The following is an 18,994-nucleotide window of genomic DNA, read 5'->3' on the forward strand; positions in this document are numbered from 1 at the left end:
TTTTTATATTGACATTAACATATATTTTTGATTTTGATTTTTTATAGTTTAAATTTATAATAAAAAAGGCATTTGAGCTATTAAACTCATTTGCCTTTTATCTATACTTAGAATAATTCAGGAGCTGATACGATTTCTAAGTTTTCGTTTATTTCAAATACTAATGGTTTACCAGTAGGTAAGTTTAAATCAAGTATTTTAACATCATCAATATTTAATAAGTATTTAATTAATGATCTTAAGCTGTTTCCATGTGCAACAACTAATACATCTTTACCTGCTTGAATTTGTTTAGATATATCTGAATTCCAGTAAGGTAAAACTCTTGCTATAGTATCTTTTAAGCTTTCTCCTCTTGGACATTCTGCATCAGGTATATCTTTATATCTATCTTGGAATTTAGGATAATTTTCAGTATCTGTTACTTCTACTAATGGAGGAGCAACATCAAAACTTCTTCTCCAAATATGAACCTGTTCATCACCATATTTTTTAGCTGTTTCAGCTTTGTTTAATCCTTGAAGTGCACCGTAGTGTCTTTCATTTAATCTCCAAGATTTGAATACTGGTAAGTATAATTGGTCTATTCCTTCTAAGATGTAGTTTAATGTTTTGTTAGCTCTTTTTTGGAATGAAGAGAATGCAACATCAAATTTAAATCCATTTTCTTTTAACCAAGCTCCACCGTTTTTAGCTTCTTGAACTCCTTTTTCAGTTAAGTCAACATCTACCCAACCAGTGAATCTATTTTGTAAATTCCATTCACTTTCACCGTGACGTACTAATACTAATTTCATTGATAGTCCTCCTAATTATTTTTAATTATACTTTATTATACAATAAAGTGAATAAAAAATCAATTTAAGTTAAAAAATTCCTTATCGTGAAATAAAGAGAGGGAAAAATGTAGAAGTTCAAAACTTAACGTTTTATTTAGAGGGCATAAATAAAGGGTTTTCTGACACCTCTTAAATTCTTGCATATTTATTTTTGTTTAAAATATTGAATTTTGTTTTAAATGGATATAAAATAATAATGTAGAATAAATATTAAAATTTGAAAGGTGATGAAATTATGGAAGCTTGGAAAGGATTTAAAGAAGGTTCTTGGACTAGTGAAATTAACGTTCCTGAATTTATCAGATTAAACTATACTGAGTATACTGGAGACGGAAGTTTCTTAGAAGGACCAACTGAAGCAACTACAGAATTATGGAATTTATTAAAACCAAAATTAGCAATTGAAAGAGAAAAAGGTATCTACAACACAGAAACTAAAATACCTTCTCAAATAGATGCTTATGGTGCAGGGTACATTAACAAAGATTTAGAACAAATCGTTGGGGTTCAAACAGATGAACCATTAAAGAGAGCAATCTTCCCTAATGGTGGATTAAGAATGGTTGAAAATTCATTAGAAAGTTTTGGATACAGCTTAGATCCTCAAACAAAAGAAATCTTTGAAAAATATAGAAAAACTCATAATGATGGAGTATTCTCAGCTTATACTGATGCTATTAGAAAAGCAAGAAGAACTGGAATAATTACAGGATTACCTGATGCTTACGGAAGAGGACGTATAATAGGGGATTACAGAAGAGTACCTTTATACGGAGTAAACAAATTAATAGAAGAAAAAGTTAAAGATTACAATGCAATTGAACCAGATGAAATGTCTGAAGATATTATAAGATTAAGAGAAGAAATCTTCGAACAAGTAAAAGCTCTTAAAAAATTAATAAACTTAGGTAATGCATATGGATTTGATTTATCAAGACCAGCTGAAAATGCAAAAGAAGCTGTTCAATGGTTATACTTAGCTTACCTTGCTGCAACTAAAGACCAAAATGGAGCAGCTATGAGTTTAGGAAGAACATCTACTTTCTTAGATATATATGTTGAAAGAGATTTAAAAGAAGGAAAAATTACTGAAAAAGAAGTTCAAGAATTAATAGATCAATTCGTAATGAAATTAAGAATTATTAGATTCTTAAGAACTCCAGAATATGATGCATTATTTAGTGGAGATCCTACTTGGGTTACAGAATCTGTTGGAGGTATGTTAGATGATACTCATTCATTAATAACTAAAAACTCATTCAGATACTTACAAACACTATATAACATCGGACCATCACCAGAACCAAACTTAACATTATTATGGTCTGAAAAATTACCAATTGAATGGAAGAAATTCGCAGCACAAGTTTCAATTGATACATCAAGTTTACAATATGAAAATGATGATTTAATGAAACCTCAATTTGGTAATGACTATGCAATAGCATGTTGTGTATCTCCAATGACAGTTGGAAAACAAATGCAATTCTTTGGAGCACGTGTTAACTTACCTAAAGCATTACTTTACACAATTAATGGTGGTAAAGATGAGTTAAAAGGAATTCAAGTAACTCCAGAAGGAATGTTTGAACCTATTAAAGGGGATTACTTAAACTTTGATGAAGTTTGGGAAAAATATGATAAAGTATTAGATTGGTTAGCTAAGACTTACGTTCAAGCATTAAATATCATTCACTATATGCATGATAAATATGCTTATGAAAGTTATGAATTAGCATTACATGATACATTCATTAAGAGAACACAAGCCTTTGGTATAGCAGGAATCTCAATTGTTGCAGATTCATTAGCAGCTATTAAATCAGGAAAAGTAAGAATAGTAAGAAACGAAGAAGGATTAGCAGTTGACTATGTTAACGAAGGTGAAGATTATGTAGCATTCGGTAACAATAATGATGAAACAGATAACATAGCAGTTGAAATTACAAGAAGATTTATGAACAAGATCAGAAGTCACAAAATGTATAGAAACGCTATACCTACTCAATCATTATTAACAATTACTTCAAATGTTGTTTATGGTAAGAAAACAGGAAATACTCCTGATGGAAGAAGAAGTGGAGCACCATTTGGACCAGGAGCAAACCCTATGCACGGAAGAGACGTAAATGGAGCTGTTGCATCACTTGCTTCAGTTGCAAAATTACCATTTGAGGATGCAAATGATGGAATTTCTTACACATTCGCTATAACTCCTGATACTTTAGGAAAAGATAGAGTAGAAAAACAATTAAACTTAGTTGGATTATTAGATGGATACTTCAATGCAACTGGTCAACACTTAAATGTTAACGTATTTGGTAGAGACTTATTAGAAGATGCTATGGAACATCCAGAAGATTACCCTCAATTAACAATAAGAGTTTCTGGATATGCAGTTAACTTCGTAAGATTAACTAAAGAACAACAATTAGATGTTATAAACAGAACAATATCAAGCAAAATGTAAGATAATAATTAAGAGCCGCGATGCGGCTCTTTTTATTTATCTTATTTAATTTTTGGGATATAATATATATTATGAGAGGAGATGGAAAATGAAAAGGTTGATTTTAATATTTTGTTTAGCAATTAGTATTTTTACATATTCAGAATCATATAATATTTATGGTATAGAATTTTTTGATGTTATTAATCAAAGTGAAATTAATAAAGTAGAACAAGAAGGTAAAATAAAGAAATTAGAAGAAGTGAAGTCTAAATTATTAAAAAAGCAAAAACAACTAGAAGCTACTGTTAGAAATAAGGTAAAAGTAGAATATGATGAATTTGAAGACTATAATTTAATAAGGGCTAAAAATGCACCTAAAAATGCAAATATTAGTATTGAGGCAGTAAAAATAATCTTGTTCCATATTCAATGTATGCTAGATATGAATATAAAGGGCCTTATTATTTAAATATGGATAAACTTTTTGTATCTGTAGATGGTGAAGGTGAAGAAATAGAATATGATGAGAATGATTATGAATTTGTTTTTGAGGGTATACATGAATGGATTATAGATGACTTTAATAATTATGAAGCATATTTTAATGATGAAGAAGATAAATTAGATATCTACCATGGAGACTTACTTGATAGAATAGTTAAATCTAAAGTTTCTAAAATTAAATTTTTAGGTGAACAAAGACATTTAGTAAAGACTATAACTAAAGCTGAAAAAGAAGCAATTAAAGTAATGTTATCTGTATATGAACTTTATAGATTACAATTAGAAATAAATAATATTGATGTTATTATTTCTGGAATTATAGAAGGCAAATTAATGTAATGAGAGATTTTGAACTCTCATTTTAATTTAATTTTAAAAAATAATTGAAATAAAATTAAAATTATGATAATATATTTATGTAAAATACATCTAACTATTTAAGGGGGATAGATTAGAATTACAATATTTTAATTAGGGGAGGAATATGAGAAGAAGTAATAAAGTAATACTATTAACTTTATTAATATTTTCTGCAATTTTAAATGCAGAAGGAATAAATATAGTTATTAATAATGTTGAAGAAAATAAAGGTATAGAATTAGGTGAAAATTCTAGAGCAAGAGGAGATGGATCTATATCTACTGGAAGAAATTCTATAGCTATAGGTAAAAATTCAGTTGCAACTGGTAATAATGAAACAAAAGAAAGCATAGAAAATAAGTTGAGGGAAAATAGAGAAAAATTAGATGAGATATCTAATAAAGAAAAAGAAGTTTTAAGAATAAGCAAAGAAGTAAATGATATAAAAATAAGGCAAAGAGAAACAATAGAAGCTGGAATAAGAGTAGAGCAAATAAAAAAAGCTAAAGAAAATGCTAAAAAAGAATGGGATAGATTAAAATTAGAATATGAAACGGAGAAAACTAATAGTGTTGAATTTTTTAGAGAATATAATTCTAAATTAGAAGATTTAAATAGTAGATTAAGTGGACTATCTAAAATTCAAGGCTTAAATATTTCAAGTGAAGAAGGTTTAAATCATGCAGCTGGTGAGTTAAAAAGAATAGCAGAAAATGGAACTAATTTAAATTTAACATTGGATTTCTATAAAGACTATGTTAGTTCATATTATAGGGCATTAGGAGATTTGAGAGAAAATGAAACGATTTCAAGTAAATATACTTTTGATGAATTTGCAAAAAATAAAACAAATAATATTAATCCGATAAGTCCGTATATATATTTATCTGGTTTAAATCATATACATTCTGGTATATATACCGAAGATAAATATATGTATTTTTCTGTAAGTGATAACTTAAATTCTGAATATAATAATTTTAATAAAAATATTTTCAAAAATATGAGTAATTCACCAGAAAAAAATATAGTAGCTATTAATCATAATACAGATATAGTTACTAAAAATCAATATGATGAAGTTGTAAGTTTAGTACCTAAGTATAAAGAAGCATTTAGAGAATATTTTAATAAAAATAATGATATGTTTTTAACTCCTGAGATTAAGGAAAAAATTTATGAAGTATTTAATTTGAAAGCTGACTATAAAGCTAAACAATATGAAATAGCATATTATCAAGGGGAATATGAAAAAACAAGAAATAATACATGGCTTGATAAGAAAAAGGTTGCTTTAGAAGAATTGAAAAATATTGAAAAAGAATTTAAATTAAAACCATCTTTGGAAAATTTAAGACATGATGCTTATAAAAAATGGAAAAAAGAAAATATAGATGATATTAAAGAGAAAAATAAGATAACATTAGACAAACTAACATCAGAACTTGAAATAGCATTAGGAATAAATAAGAATGCAATACTTGAAAAACAAAAACAATTAGAAGCTATGAAGAATAAGTCAGATCAAGCAGAAACAAACTACAACTCAATTAATCCTAGTGAAAAAGACTTAATACTTGCAAGAGAATATGAAGCACTATCAAGAGAAATAGCAGAAAAAGGACAAAACTTAAAAACAGCAACTGAAAGACTTAAGTATTTAAGAGATAATTTAACTCTTAATGACTTAACTAATGTTGGAGAAAATGCAATAGCAATTGGAACTAATACTATAGCTAGTGGGAATTCATCTATAGCATTTGGAAAAGATAATATATCAACTAAAGAAAATGCTATATCTATTGGTGATACTAATTTAGTAGATGGTAATAATTCGGTAGCTATAGGGAGTGGAAATAATATATTAAAGGAAAATTCATATATTATAGGTTCGCAAAATACGATTAATGGATCTAATGTATATATTTTAGGTTCTAATATAGATGCAACAGATATTAATGATGCAATAATACTTGGAAATGGTTCAAAAGGTGTTAATAATTCAGTTTCAGTTGGTAGAGAGGATAAACTTAGAAAAATAGTTTATGTAAAAGAAGGAGAAATATCTTCTACATCAACAGAAGCTGTAAGTGGTAAACAATTATATGAAGTTAAAAATGAAATAGCTAATAAAGTAAATAATGATTTATCAAATGTTGATAATGAGATTTTATCAAATAAGTTAAACAAAGGAATTATAAATTCAACAACTTTAGAAGTAACAGGAGATGGTAAAGTTTTAGGTGAAAGTGTGACCTTAGAAATTAAAAATGGAGTAGTTTCTAAAGAAAAACTCTCAGATACATTAAAAGAAGAAATAGAAGGTAAAGTTAATTCTAGTGATTTAGGAAGTTATGCTAAAATAGATGCTTCTAATATTAATGTAACAAATTATATATCTAAATTATCAGATGGAGCAAATTTATCTAGTCCTAAAGGTAAATTAGTTACAGATAGTATGGTTAAGGATATTTTGGATAAAAAAGTTGATAAAAATGATGTGTATAGTAAATCTGAAATAAATAGTTTAGTTGAAGGTAAATTAAATTCAAATGATTTAGCAGATATGATGAATAATTATGTAAAAAAAGATGGAAGTAATATAGATGCTAAGTCTAAACAAGCCATTATATCAAAATTATCTGAAGGTGCAAATGTTTTGAGTCCTTCTGGTAGTGTTATAACTGACATAACATTAAAAGAGCTATTAGATGATAAGGGTTATGCTAGAAATATAGATTTAACTAATAAAGCTAATAAAGATTTATCTAATGTTGAAAAAACAACAATAATAGAAAAAGTAGGTAATGGTAATTTAGAAAATACTAATGGATCTTTAGTTAAAGATAATGTAATTAAAGATTATTTAATATCTAAATACTATAATAAATTTGATGTAGATAAAAAATTGAATTCTGTTAGTGTTGAAACTAAGGGTGATATACTAAGTAGGACTTTAAATATACTAAATGGTAAGGATAGATTAGTAGGTACAAAAGATTTGGTTATAGATATTAAGGATAGCTCTATTGATAAGAGTAAATTATCTGAAAGTTTAATAAATGAAATTGACAATAAAGCAAATATTGATGCTTCAAATATTGATGAAAATAAATTTGTAGAAAAACTTTCTAAAGGGGGTAATATTTTAGATCCTAAGGGTAAATTAGTCAAGGATACTGATGTTAGAGAGTATTTAGATAAACAGAGTTTAGATGTTAAAGGAATTGAAAATAGATTTAAATTAGTTGATGCAGGAATTTCAAATGCTATTGCAATGGCTATGATACCTCAAGTTAGTGAGAAAAATTATATTTCTTTTGGCGCAGGATCTAGTTATTACAACAAACAAGGAGCAGTTGCACTTGGTATTTCTGGTAGTGATAAAAATAAAAGGGTAATATATAAACTAGCAAGTAGTTTAGACAGTAAACTTAATTTTAGTCTTGGTTTTGGTATTAATGTAAATTTAGGTAAGATAGAAGAAAAGAATAATAATGATGTTGAATTGAAGGATGAAAATAATAAATTAAATGAAAAAATAGAAAGTTTATTAGAAGAAATTAGTAAATTAAAAAAAGATATGAATAATATAAGATTATTAAATAAGGAAAATAAGATTGTTAAAAGTGTTGTGGATAAATTTGAGTTTGATAAATATGAATTATCTGAAGAAAATAAAGAAAAAATAAGAAAAATTTTTAAAGATAATAAGCCAGAAATTGTAGTTCTAAGTGGACATGCAGATGAAATTGGAACTGATGAATATAATCAGAAGTTATCTGAAAGACGTGCTGAAGAGGTATATAAATATATAAAATCAGAATTAGAATTAAAATCTGAAATATATTATAAAGGATTTGGTAAAAAGTATCCTATAAGTAAAGAAGATGATAGTTTAAATAGAAGGGTTGAAATAGAAATTCATTAATGTGTCTTTTATTCAATTTGCAATTTAATATAAAAAAGTATATAATAAATACAGAGAATAGGAGGAATTGATGTTAGAATTAGTTATTGCATTAGTATTAATTGTTTTTATTTTTTCAATATTTTTAGGCATTATTGCATTAATATTTTCAGCATTTGCATTTGTAATAGGTTTGATAATAAGTATAGTTACAAATCCTGTTGTTATACTTTTAGCAATAGCCTTTATCATATACTGTTTTTATATAGGAAAGAATAAAAGAATATAGATAAATAAAATTGTTGTGGGAAGCATAAAAAAGTGCTTCCCGTTTTTATTTGTTTTAATTGAAAAAAAAGGGCAAATATGCTATTATTAAAAGTAGATGAAAATAAAAAATGAACATAGAAAGAGGGCTAGTATGATAAGTAAAGAAGAGGTTCTAAAACTTGCTAAATTAAGTAAGTTATCTTTTGACGATATAACTATAGAAAAATTCCAAGAGGATTTAAATAATATACTAAACTATATGGAAGAGTTAAATGAATTAGATTTAGAAAATATTGAGCCTTTATATAATGTGCACGATATAGAATTAAGATTACATAGTGATATTAAAAAAGAGGAAATGAGTAAAGAAAAATTTATTAATAATTCACCTAAACATGATGAAAATTTTGTTTCTTTACCTGTTATTGTAGGGGGTAATGATGAATAATATACATAAGTTTAGTGCCACAGAATTAGAAAAATTAATATCTGAAGGTAAAATCACATCAGTTCAAGTTACAAAAGATATTCTTGAAAGAATAGAAAATGTCGATGATAAAATTAAAGCTTTTATAACAGTTGAAAAAGATCATGCTATAAGAGCAGCAGAAAAAGCAGATGAAATAAAAGAAAATACTCCATTAAGAGGAGTTCCTATAGCTTTAAAAGATAATATAGTATCTCTTGATGAAGAAACAACTTCAGCATCAAAAATATTAAAAGGATATTATGGTACATATGATGCAACAGTAGTAAAAAAATTAAAAGAAGCTAATGTTGTATTGGTTGGTAAAACTAATATGGATGAGTTTGCTATGGGTTCATCAAATGAAAATTCAAGTTTTTCAAGTGTATCAAATCCTTGGGATCTTGAAAGAGTTCCAGGAGGTAGTAGTGGAGGAGCAGCTGCAGCAGTGGCAGCATGTGAAGTTCCTATAGCGCTTGGTTCAGACACTGGAGGTTCAGTTAGACAACCAGCAGCCTTAACAGGTACAGTAGGACTTAAGCCAACATATGGAAGAGTTTCAAGATATGGACTAATGGCATTTAGTTCATCACTAGATCAAATAGGAATAATTGCTAGAAATTCTTTAGATGTTGCTAAGACTTTAGGAATAATAGCAGGTGTTGATGAATATGATTCAACAACAGTAGATATAGAAGTTCCTGATTATGCAGGATTAATAAATAGAGATATTAAAGGTTTAAAAATAGGGATAAGTAAACAATTTTTTGAAGGATTAAATCCTGAAATGAAAGAAAAAATTGATGAAGCATTAGATAAATTAGTAAAAATGGGTGCGATTTTAGTTGATATAGATTTAAAATATACTAAATACTCAATTTCTACTTATTATATAATTTCTTCAGCTGAGGCATCTTCTAATTTATCAAGATATGATGGTGTACGTTATGGATATAGAGCAGATGCAGATAACATAGAAGATATGTATGTAAAAACAAGAACTGAAGGCTTTGGAACAGAAGTTAAAAGAAGAATTATGATAGGAAGTTATGTTTTAAGTTCAGGATTTTATGATGCATACTTTAAAAAAGCATCTCAAGTTAGAAGATTAATTAAAGATGATTTTGCTAATGCATTTAAAGATGTAGATGTTATTATAACACCAACTACACCAACAACTGCATTTAAAAAAGGTGAAAAATCAAGTAATCCTATAGATATGTATTTATCTGATATATATACAGTATCTATATCTCTTGCAGGTCTTCCAGCACTTTCAGTGCCAGTAGGCTTTATAAACGGGTTACCAGTAGGAATGCAAATAATATCAAATTACTTTAGAGAAGATTTAATATTAAATGTGGCACATAAATATGAAATGGAAAGAGGAGAAATAGAGTATGAAAGAATATGATATTGTAATAGGACTAGAGGTGCACTGCCAATTAAAAACTAATACTAAGATTTGGTGTAATGCAGATGCAAACTATGATGCAAAAGATCCAAATACTTGTATTTCACCAGTTTCTACAGGTATGCCGGGAGCTCTTCCTCGTCTTAATGAAGAAGTTTTAAATTATGCAATAAAAGCAGCACTTGCATTAAATTGTGATATAAATAGAGTAAGTTATTTTGATAGAAAAAATTATTTCTATCCAGATTCACCTAAAAATTATCAAATAACACAATATTTTAAACCATATGCAGAAAATGGATATCTAGAGTTTATAAGAAACGATAAAGAAGTTAGAGTTGAAATAGAAAGAATACAAATAGAGGAAGATACAGCTAAGAGTATACATACAAAACATGAATCTATACTTAACTTTAATAGAGCTTCAATACCTTTAATAGAGATAATAACTAAACCATGTATAACTAATCCACAAGACGCATATGTATATTTAAATACTTTAAAAGAAAGATTAAAATATACTGGTGTTAGTGATGTTAGTATGGAACTTGGTTCACTTCGTTGTGATGCCAATGTGTCTATTAAAGAAAAAGGTAGTGATAAGTTAGGTACAAGAACAGAAACTAAAAACTTAAATTCATTTAAAGCAGTTGTAAGAGCTATAGAATATGAAGCAAATAGACAAATGGAACTTATTGAAAAAGGTGAAAGAGTTGTTCAAGAAACAAGACTTTGGGATGATGAAAAAGGAATAACTCGTCCTATGAGAAATAAGGAAGAAGCTATGGATTATAGATATTTCCCAGAACCTGATTTACCTAGAGTTTTAATTCTTGATTATAGAATAGAAAAATTAAAATCTGAAATGCCAGAATTTGCTGATGAAAAACAATCAAGATTTATGAATATTTATGGATTATCAGAAGTAGACGCTGGAAATCTTGTTACATCTATTGAACTTGCAAACTATTTTGAAAATGTAGTTAAATTAACAAATGAACCTAAACTTTCAAGTAACTGGATGCTTACAGAAGTTTTAAGAGTTTTAAAAGAAGAATATATAGATATTAATGAATTTAAAGTATCTAGTGAAAATCTTGCGAAACTTATAAAGCTTGTAAAAGAAGGAACTATAAGTTCTAAGATAGCCAAAGATATTTTTGAAATTATGTGTGAAGATAATAAAGATCCAAACACAATAGTTAAAGAAAAAGGGTTAATTCAAATATCAGATACATCAGAAATAGAAAAAATAGTTAAACAAGTAATAGAAGAAAATCCTGAATCTGTTAACGATTATTTAAATGGGAAAGATAGAGCTATTAAAGCCTTAATGGGATCTGCAATGAAAATATCACGTGGTAAAGCAAACCCTCAACTTGTACAAGAATTATTAATTAAAAATATGAGTAAGGAATAGTCATGAGAGGATTTAGTAAAAATATTAAGATATATATACTACTATTTTTGGCTTTTATATTAGTTTCTTTTTTAAGATTATTCTATATACAAATAATTAAGCATGATGAGTATAAGTATAATAATAAATATAGGGCTGAAATAAGGGCTAAAAGAGGGTCTATATTAACCTCAGATATGTTAGAACTTGCATTTGATCTTGAATATCAAAGCTTTATTTTGGATCCAACTTTATTTAAGGATGAAGAAGAAATTAATAAATTCTTTGATATATTACATAGTGTAGTTCCAGAAGTTGTTAAATCTGAACATATTTCTAAGTTTTTAAAGAAAAGAGAAGAAAAGTCTAGATATTATCCTTTTGAAAAAGTATTAATTACTATGGAACAAAGAAAAAAATTAGATACTTTAATAAGAGAAGAAAAAAAGAAAGATAAAGAAGTATTTAAAAATAAATTTATACATTATAATAGTGTGTTTAAAAGAAAATATGTTGATAATGAAGTTTTTGAAACTTTAGTTGGTTATTTGAATAAAGAAGGTAAGGGTGTTTATGGAGTAGAACATAAATATGATGAGGCTCTTAGTGGTAAAAATGGTATAGTTACAGGAACAAGACCGTTTTCTCCAAGTGTTGCAGAATATACTCTTCAATATTTAATAGATCAAAAAGTTGTAGAAAAAGAAGTTCCTGGTAATAATTTGGTATTATCTATTAATTCTATAATGCAATATTCATTAGATGAAGTATTAAAAGATGCTTTTGAAAAATATACACCTGTTTCAGCTATGGGTATAATTATGGAAACAGATACAGGTAGAATAATTGCTATGGATTCATATCCTAAAGCGACTAATTTATCAGAAGTTAAAAACTATAACATTACATCGTTATTTGAGCCAGGATCTATATTTAAAGCTATAACAGTGGCTTCAGCCATAAATGAAGGTAAAATAGATGAAAATACTTTAATAAGTTCTAATGGATTTATTAAGGTTAGAAATAGAATAATTAGAGATCATGATAATTCAACATTAGGTAATATGACAGTTTCTCAGATTATGGCACATTCAGGAAACGTAGGATTGGTTAAAATTTCACAAATGTTAGAACCAGAAGTATTTTATTCTTATTTATCTAAATTTGGATTAGGAAGTAAAACAGGTATAGATACTTCTTATGAAAGTGCATATAAATTATTCAATTTCAAAGATTTTACTGATGTTAGAAGGTCTAATGTATCTTTCGGACAAGGTATAAATATGACTCAATTACAAATATTAACAGCTTTAAATACAACAATTAATGGTGGTAATTTAATACAACCAAGAGTTGTTGATAGAATAATTGATAATGATGGTAAATTAGTTAAGCAAATAGAAACAGTTATAAAAAGTAAGGTTATAACTGATGAAACAAGTGCTAAGATGAGATCTATTTTAGAAGGTGTTGTTTCTTCTGGTACAGGTAGTGCTTTAAAACTTGTAGGATATAGAATAGGTGGGAAAACAGGTACAGCACAAAAAGCGGGAGAACATGGTTATGAGTATGGTAAGTATTTTTCATCATTCTTTACGTTTTTCCCAGCTGATAAACCTAAATATTCTATACTAATAACACTAGATGAACCTCATGGAGCATATTATGGTGCAGCAGTTGCTCTTCCTGTTGCTCGTGAAATGGTAGATAAAATTATACAAGCAGATAATATATTACCAAATAGTGAAGCAATAGAAGAAACTAAAGAGAATATACAAACACCGGTTGAAAATAAGACAAATAATAATAAAAAAATAGAAGATTTAGAAAAAGCTTTAAATATTAATTTGATGCCTAATTTAACAGGGCTTACAAGGAAAAATTTATTGAAATTAGATTTAAGCAAGTATAATCTTAAAATAACAGGAAATGGTAAAGTTGTTAGTCAAAGTCCAGAACCAGGTACAGTAATAAAACAAGGAAGTAAAATTATACTTGAACTTAAATAGAGAAGAGGGGTTAATGTATTATCAAATATATGTGAAAAAATATATGAATACATATACTTATGAATCAGATGAAAAGTTAGAAATAGGAACTTTTTGTGAAGTTAATTTTAGTAATAAGGAAACTATAGGAGTAGTAATACGTGAAAGTTTAGAAAAAGATTTAGGAGATTTTAAAATAAAGAAGATAAATAAGGTGTTAGAAGATATACCTATTATACCTGAAAATATTTTGAAATTAGCTATGTTTATAAACTCATACTACATTACAGATTTTTATGCAAGTTTTATGTTACTTGGGCCTTATGAAAAAATGAGTTTAGATAGAATGAGTAAACTTGAAAATGTCGATTTTAAAATTAAAAATGATATTGAGTTAAATTTTGAGCAGTTAAAAGCAGTAGAAAATATAGAAAAATCAGAAGAAAAATTACACCTTATACATGGTGTTACAGGTAGTGGAAAAACACAAGTATATATTAAACTTATGGAAGAAGCTCTTAAAAGAGATGAAGGAACTATATTTCTAGTTCCTGAAATCTCTCTTACTACACAGATGGTTAAAACCATAAAAAAAGTTTTTGGTGATAATATATCTATAATACATAGTAAAACAACCATAGCAAAAAAAACTAAAGAGTGGGAAAGAATTTATTCTGGTAAATCTAAAATAGTTATAGGAGCAAGATCAGCAATATTTGCTCCAGTTAAAAATCTTAAATATATAATTATAGATGAAGAGCATGAAAATACATATAAGCAAGAAGATAATGCTAGATATCATGTTAGAAATGTTGCAATTAAAAGAAGTATGCTTGATAATTCTAAATTAATATTAGGTAGTGCAACACCTTCATTTGAATCATATTTTTATGCTGAAAACAATAAGTTTAATTTGATTAATTTAAATCAAAGATTTAATGGAGCTAATCTTCCAGAAACTATAGTAGTTGATCTTGAAAAAGAAGAAGGCTTACTATCTAAAACACTTTTAAATGAAATGAAAGAAACTTTAAAAAGAGATGAACAAATTATATTGATTCTTAATAGAAAAGCTCATTCCATTTTAATAAAGTGTCATGATTGTGAAGAAAAAATTAAATGTCCAAGGTGTAGTGTAAATTTACAATATTATAAGCAAAAAAATATTTTGAAATGTTCACATTGTGAGTATACAACTAGAATGCCAAATAAATGTCCATATTGTTCATCTGAGAAATTAGAGTATTTAGGAGTAGGGACAGAAAAAATTGAAGAAGAATTAAATCAATTATTTGGACAGGAAAATATTTTAAGAATGGATTCTACCACTATGAGTTCAGAAAAAGCAATAAAACAAGCCTACACAGACTTTTTAGATAAAAAGTATAAGATAATTATAGGGACTCAAATAGTGGCAAAAGGATTTCATTTTCCAGATGTTACTTTAGTAGGTATAATTAATTCTGATCAAATATTACAATTTAGTGATTTTAGAGCAGGAGAAAAAACGTTTCAATTAATAACACAATCAGCAGGTCGTGCTGGTCGTGATAAAAAACCTGGAAAGGTAATAATTCAGACATATACGCCTGATTCCACACTTATCAACAGTATAGTTAATAATGATTATATATCCTACTATAATTACGAAATGGAGTTAAGAAAATTAACAAAGTTTCCACCTTTTACTAAAATGATAAAAGTAATAGTGCATTCTAAAAATGAAGAAAAAGCATTAAAGAAATCAGAAAGTATATATAAAGAATTAAAAAATAACTTTGATATAGTTAGTGTTCCTGATAGAGCAGGGATATATAAACTAAATGAAGAATATAGATACGTTATATATATAAAAACTGATAATGAAGAGTATAATAAAAATAAAAGATTTTTATTTAATATTAAAAAACAAAGTACTAAAACTGTTAGAATACTGGTGGACGTAGATCCTATTAGTATGAATTAGAAAGGTAAATATGAAAATATATGTTTATGATTCAGAGATTTTAAGAGAAAAATCAACTAATGTAGAAAATTTTGATCAAGAATTAAAGGATACATTAGATGAAATGGTAAAAACTATGAGAGCTGCTAAAGGTATAGGACTTGCAGCAAATCAAGTAGGAATAAACAAAAGGTTTTTTGTACTTGAAATAGATGGTAATGTCTATAAAATAGTAAATCCTGAAATAGTAGAATTTGGAGAAGAAAAATTTGAATTTGAAGAAGGATGCTTAAGTATACCAGGAGTATACAGAAAGGTTATAAGGCCAAAAGAAATAAAAGTTAGGTATAATGATGAAAATGGGACTTTGCATGAAGCAGATCTTGATGAAATGATGGCACGTGCTTTTCAACATGAGTATGATCATTTAGATGGTGTTTTATTTATAGATAGAATAACACCTCTTAGTAAAAACTTAATTAAAAAGAAATTAGAAAACTTGAAGAAAAATAATAAACCAAGGGAATTTTAGGTGATTAAATGAAAACAATATTTATGGGGACACCAGACTTTTCTATAGATAGTCTGAAATATATTTATGAAAATACGGATCTTAAAGCAGTCTTTACTAAAGTAGATAAAGTAAATGCAAGAGGGAATAAGGTTAATTATTCTCCAGTAAAACAATTTGCTCTAGAACATAATATAGATATAGTTCAACCAAGAACTTTAAGAAATAATGAAGAAGTTTTAGAAATTATAAAAAAGTATGATCCAGAATTAATAGTGGTTGTTGCATATGGAATGATAATACCTAAAGAAATAATAGATTATCCTAAATACGGAATAATTAATGTTCATTCATCATTACTTCCAAAGTATAGAGGTGCAGCTCCTATACATGCAGCTATTTTAAATGGAGATGATAAAACTGGTGTTTCTATAATGTATATAGATGAAAAACTAGATGAAGGGGATGTTATTTGTTCTTTAGAAACTGATATAACAGAAGAAGATAATTTAGGAACCTTACATGATAGATTAAAGATTTTAGGTGCTAAGGGATTAGAACAAGCTATATACCTTATAAAAAGTGGAAAAGTTAATGCTATTAAGCAGGACCATAGTTTAGCAACTTTTGTTAAACCTATAAAAAAAGAAGAAACTAAGGTAGATTTTAAGGATAGTTCTAGAAATATATTTAATAAAATAAGAGGACTTAATCCTTTCCCAGAAGCTTATACAATTCTAGACGGTAAAGTTTTAAAATTATATGATTCTAAAATTGTAGAATATTCAGGAAATGAAGTTCCAGGAACGGTAATAAATCTAAATAAAGAAGGAATACTTGTTAAAACGGGTGATGGGGCTATTCTTTTAAAGGAAGTTAAATTAGAAGGTAAAAGAAAACAAAAAGCTCTAGATTTTATAAATGGGAGACAAATAGAAATAAATAAAATATTAGAATAAGGAGTGGATAAAATGAAACCTAAATATGATGAAAAGGATATTTCAGGACGTATAGTTTCAAGACTTACTTTATATTTAAATATTCTTTATGATTTTTTAGAAACTAAAGAAGAGATAAATTCTATAGAACTTGCAAGTAAAATGAATACAACAGCAGTTCAAGTTAGAAAAGATTTATCTACATTTGGAGAATTTGGAGTAAGAGGTAAAGGATATCAAGTAAGACATCTTATAGAAACAATAGAGTCTATATTAGGTATAGATGAAGAAAATGAACTTATACTTGTTGGTTATGGTAAAATGGGAAAATTAATTGCATCAAATACAAGTGATGTTTTAGGTAAAGGATTTAAGTTACTTGATATATTTGAAAAAGATCCTGAAAAAATTGGTGAGAAAATAAAAAATCTAGATTTAACTATAAAAGATATTAAAGATGTTGCTAGATATATTAAAGAAAATAATGTTCATACAGCTATACTTGCAGTAAATAGTAATGTTGCACAAAGTGTTGCACAAGAAATAGTTGATGCAGGTGTTGAAGCTATACTTAATATGACAACAACAAAATTAGATTTTCCTGATGATATAGCTATAGTAAGAGCTGATATTTCAGGAAGATTAAAAGAATTAAATTTCTGGAGAAAATTTCAAGGATCTAAATTTGGAATAGATAAAGATTAATAGTTGAAAAAAAATATAGTATATGATAAAATTAAGCTGATTTGATAATGAAGGAGATGTTAAAAATAGTAATAAATAACATAGTTTTAATTATGATATCTCTAGTATTTTTTGTTCTTTTTACAGCATTTGATACAACATTTTCATATATTACTAAGATAGAAAAAGAAAGAATTACTGATATAGATGAAAAAAATATTAGTAAAACAGATAAGTTTTTAAAAGAAATATTGATGTATAAAATATTAAATAATTTAATGTTTATAATGATATATTTTGCAATAATTACTTTAATAAATGCTACATTTATTAATAATATATATTTTTATGTACTTAGTGTAATTATAATAATAGCTTTACAAGTTGTAGTAAAGGTTATATCAAAAATTAATGTATATAAGACATTGCTTTATGTAATAAATTATATAAATATATTATTAGTACTACTTTATCCTATAATTTATATTATAAAGAGCATGTATATATTTATCAATAATATATTAAATAATGGGCGTGACATTGAAGAAAGAGATTATACTGAAGATGATATAAGAAGAATGTTAAATGAAGCTTCTACTAAAGATGTAGAAGTTGAAGAAAAAGAAATGATACATAGTATTTTTAACTTTACAGATACAACTGTTAAAGAAATTATGACACCTAGAACCTCTATAATTGCTTTTGAAAGAGAGCAAAAATTAGAAGAAGTTTGGGATGAAATATTAGAAAATGAGTTTTCAAGAGTTCCTATATATAATGAGAGTATAGATGATATTATAGGTATTCTTTATACTAAAGATCTTCTTAAGTATGTGGGAAATGGATATAAAGGGATAAAACTTGGAACAATAGTTAAAAATGTTGCATATGTTCCAGAAACAAAATCTTTAACTGATATGTTAGAATATTTTAGAAAAGAACAACAGCATATGGCTATAATAATAGATGAATATGGTGGAACTTTAGGATTAATAACCATAGAAGATCTATTAGAAGAAATAGTTGGAGAAATTAGAGATGAATATGATGTTGAAGAAGAAAATTTCAAAAAATTATCTAATAATGTTTATGAAATATTAGGAGAAACATTAGTTGAAGAGATAAATGATGAATTAGATTTAGATATTCAATTATCAGAAGAATACGACACAATTTCAGGGTATATTAACTATAAATTAGATAGAGTTGCTGAAATTAATGATAAAGTTGTAGAAGAAAAATATATTATACAAGTTTTAAAGATTGATAATAAAAGAATACAAAAAGTTAAAATTATTATCAAAGAATAGGAGT

The 18,994-nt window shown here is 26.7% G+C and carries 15 protein-coding genes; 14 read left to right on the top strand and 1 reads right to left on the bottom strand.

Annotated elements, in window-relative coordinates:
* Nucleotides 1-107 precede the first annotated feature (107 nt).
* The gene (gene gpmA, locus AYC59_RS01795; RefSeq protein WP_066894596.1) at nucleotides 108-797 is read right to left on the bottom strand and encodes a 2,3-diphosphoglycerate-dependent phosphoglycerate mutase; all 690 of its coding nucleotides are present in this window, start codon (nucleotides 795-797) and stop codon (nucleotides 108-110) included.
* Between the two features lie 277 nt (nucleotides 798-1,074).
* Between gpmA and pflB the strand changes: the two genes are divergently transcribed.
* The 14 genes from pflB to AYC59_RS01865 all read left to right on the top strand — a co-directional run bounded on the left by pflB (nucleotide 1,075) and on the right by AYC59_RS01865 (nucleotide 18,990).
* A complete protein-coding gene (gene pflB, locus AYC59_RS01800) occupies nucleotides 1,075-3,309 on the top strand; it encodes a formate C-acetyltransferase (RefSeq protein WP_066894598.1) in 2,235 nt (744 codons plus the stop codon).
* An 88-nt stretch (nucleotides 3,310-3,397) separates the two neighbouring features.
* Entirely contained in the window at nucleotides 3,398-3,760 is a 363-nt protein-coding gene (locus tag AYC59_RS01805) for a hypothetical protein (protein ID WP_066894600.1), read from the top strand.
* A gap of 2 nt (nucleotides 3,761-3,762) precedes the next feature.
* Nucleotides 3,763-4,134 (top strand): hypothetical protein, encoded by a 372-nt coding sequence (locus AYC59_RS01810; protein WP_156445452.1) that lies wholly within the window; start codon nucleotides 3,763-3,765, stop codon nucleotides 4,132-4,134.
* Nucleotides 4,135-4,279: 145 nt separating this feature from the next.
* Nucleotides 4,280-8,086 carry an OmpA family protein gene (locus AYC59_RS01815; RefSeq protein WP_066894604.1) on the top strand — a complete coding sequence of 1,269 codons (3,807 nt, stop codon included), beginning with the start codon at nucleotides 4,280-4,282 and terminating at the stop codon, nucleotides 8,084-8,086.
* 70 nt (nucleotides 8,087-8,156) lie between these two features.
* Nucleotides 8,157-8,354: a hypothetical protein gene (locus AYC59_RS01820; RefSeq protein ID WP_066894606.1), complete on the top strand. Its 198-nt coding sequence runs from the start codon at nucleotides 8,157-8,159 to the stop codon at nucleotides 8,352-8,354.
* A 132-nt stretch (nucleotides 8,355-8,486) separates the two neighbouring features.
* Nucleotides 8,487-8,783 carry an Asp-tRNA(Asn)/Glu-tRNA(Gln) amidotransferase subunit GatC gene (gene gatC / locus AYC59_RS01825; RefSeq protein WP_066894609.1) on the top strand — a complete coding sequence of 99 codons (297 nt, stop codon included), beginning with the start codon at nucleotides 8,487-8,489 and terminating at the stop codon, nucleotides 8,781-8,783.
* Nucleotides 8,776-10,215 (top strand): Asp-tRNA(Asn)/Glu-tRNA(Gln) amidotransferase subunit GatA, encoded by a 1,440-nt coding sequence (gene gatA, locus AYC59_RS01830; RefSeq protein ID WP_066894611.1) that lies wholly within the window; start codon nucleotides 8,776-8,778, stop codon nucleotides 10,213-10,215. The genes gatC and gatA overlap by 8 nt, the downstream gene beginning before the upstream one ends.
* Nucleotides 10,202-11,635, top strand: coding sequence for an Asp-tRNA(Asn)/Glu-tRNA(Gln) amidotransferase subunit GatB (gene gatB / locus AYC59_RS01835; RefSeq protein WP_066894613.1), 1,434 nt, complete (start codon nucleotides 10,202-10,204; stop codon nucleotides 11,633-11,635). Before gatA ends, gatB begins: the two co-directional genes overlap by 14 nt.
* 2 nt (nucleotides 11,636-11,637) lie before the next feature.
* Nucleotides 11,638-13,623 carry a PASTA domain-containing penicillin-binding protein gene (locus AYC59_RS01840; protein ID WP_066894615.1) on the top strand — a complete coding sequence of 662 codons (1,986 nt, stop codon included), beginning with the start codon at nucleotides 11,638-11,640 and terminating at the stop codon, nucleotides 13,621-13,623.
* A 13-nt stretch (nucleotides 13,624-13,636) separates the two neighbouring features.
* Entirely contained in the window at nucleotides 13,637-15,568 is a 1,932-nt protein-coding gene (priA, locus tag AYC59_RS01845) for a replication restart helicase PriA (RefSeq protein ID WP_156445453.1), read from the top strand.
* 10 nt (nucleotides 15,569-15,578) lie between these two features.
* Nucleotides 15,579-16,079 carry a peptide deformylase gene (gene def / locus AYC59_RS01850; protein WP_066894619.1) on the top strand — a complete coding sequence of 167 codons (501 nt, stop codon included), beginning with the start codon at nucleotides 15,579-15,581 and terminating at the stop codon, nucleotides 16,077-16,079.
* 8 nt (nucleotides 16,080-16,087) lie between these two features.
* A complete protein-coding gene (gene fmt / locus AYC59_RS01855; RefSeq protein WP_066894621.1) occupies nucleotides 16,088-17,017 on the top strand; it encodes a methionyl-tRNA formyltransferase in 930 nt (309 codons plus the stop codon).
* A 12-nt stretch (nucleotides 17,018-17,029) separates the two neighbouring features.
* Nucleotides 17,030-17,701, top strand: coding sequence for a redox-sensing transcriptional repressor Rex (locus AYC59_RS01860; protein ID WP_066894623.1), 672 nt, complete (start codon nucleotides 17,030-17,032; stop codon nucleotides 17,699-17,701).
* A 47-nt stretch (nucleotides 17,702-17,748) separates the two neighbouring features.
* Entirely contained in the window at nucleotides 17,749-18,990 is a 1,242-nt protein-coding gene (locus tag AYC59_RS01865) for a hemolysin family protein (RefSeq protein ID WP_082752626.1), read from the top strand.
* The last annotated feature ends 4 nt before the right edge of the window (nucleotides 18,991-18,994 follow it).

Source organism: Pseudostreptobacillus hongkongensis, from assembly GCF_001559795.1.
GTDB classification, from domain to species: domain Bacteria; phylum Fusobacteriota; class Fusobacteriia; order Fusobacteriales; family Leptotrichiaceae; genus Pseudostreptobacillus; species Pseudostreptobacillus hongkongensis.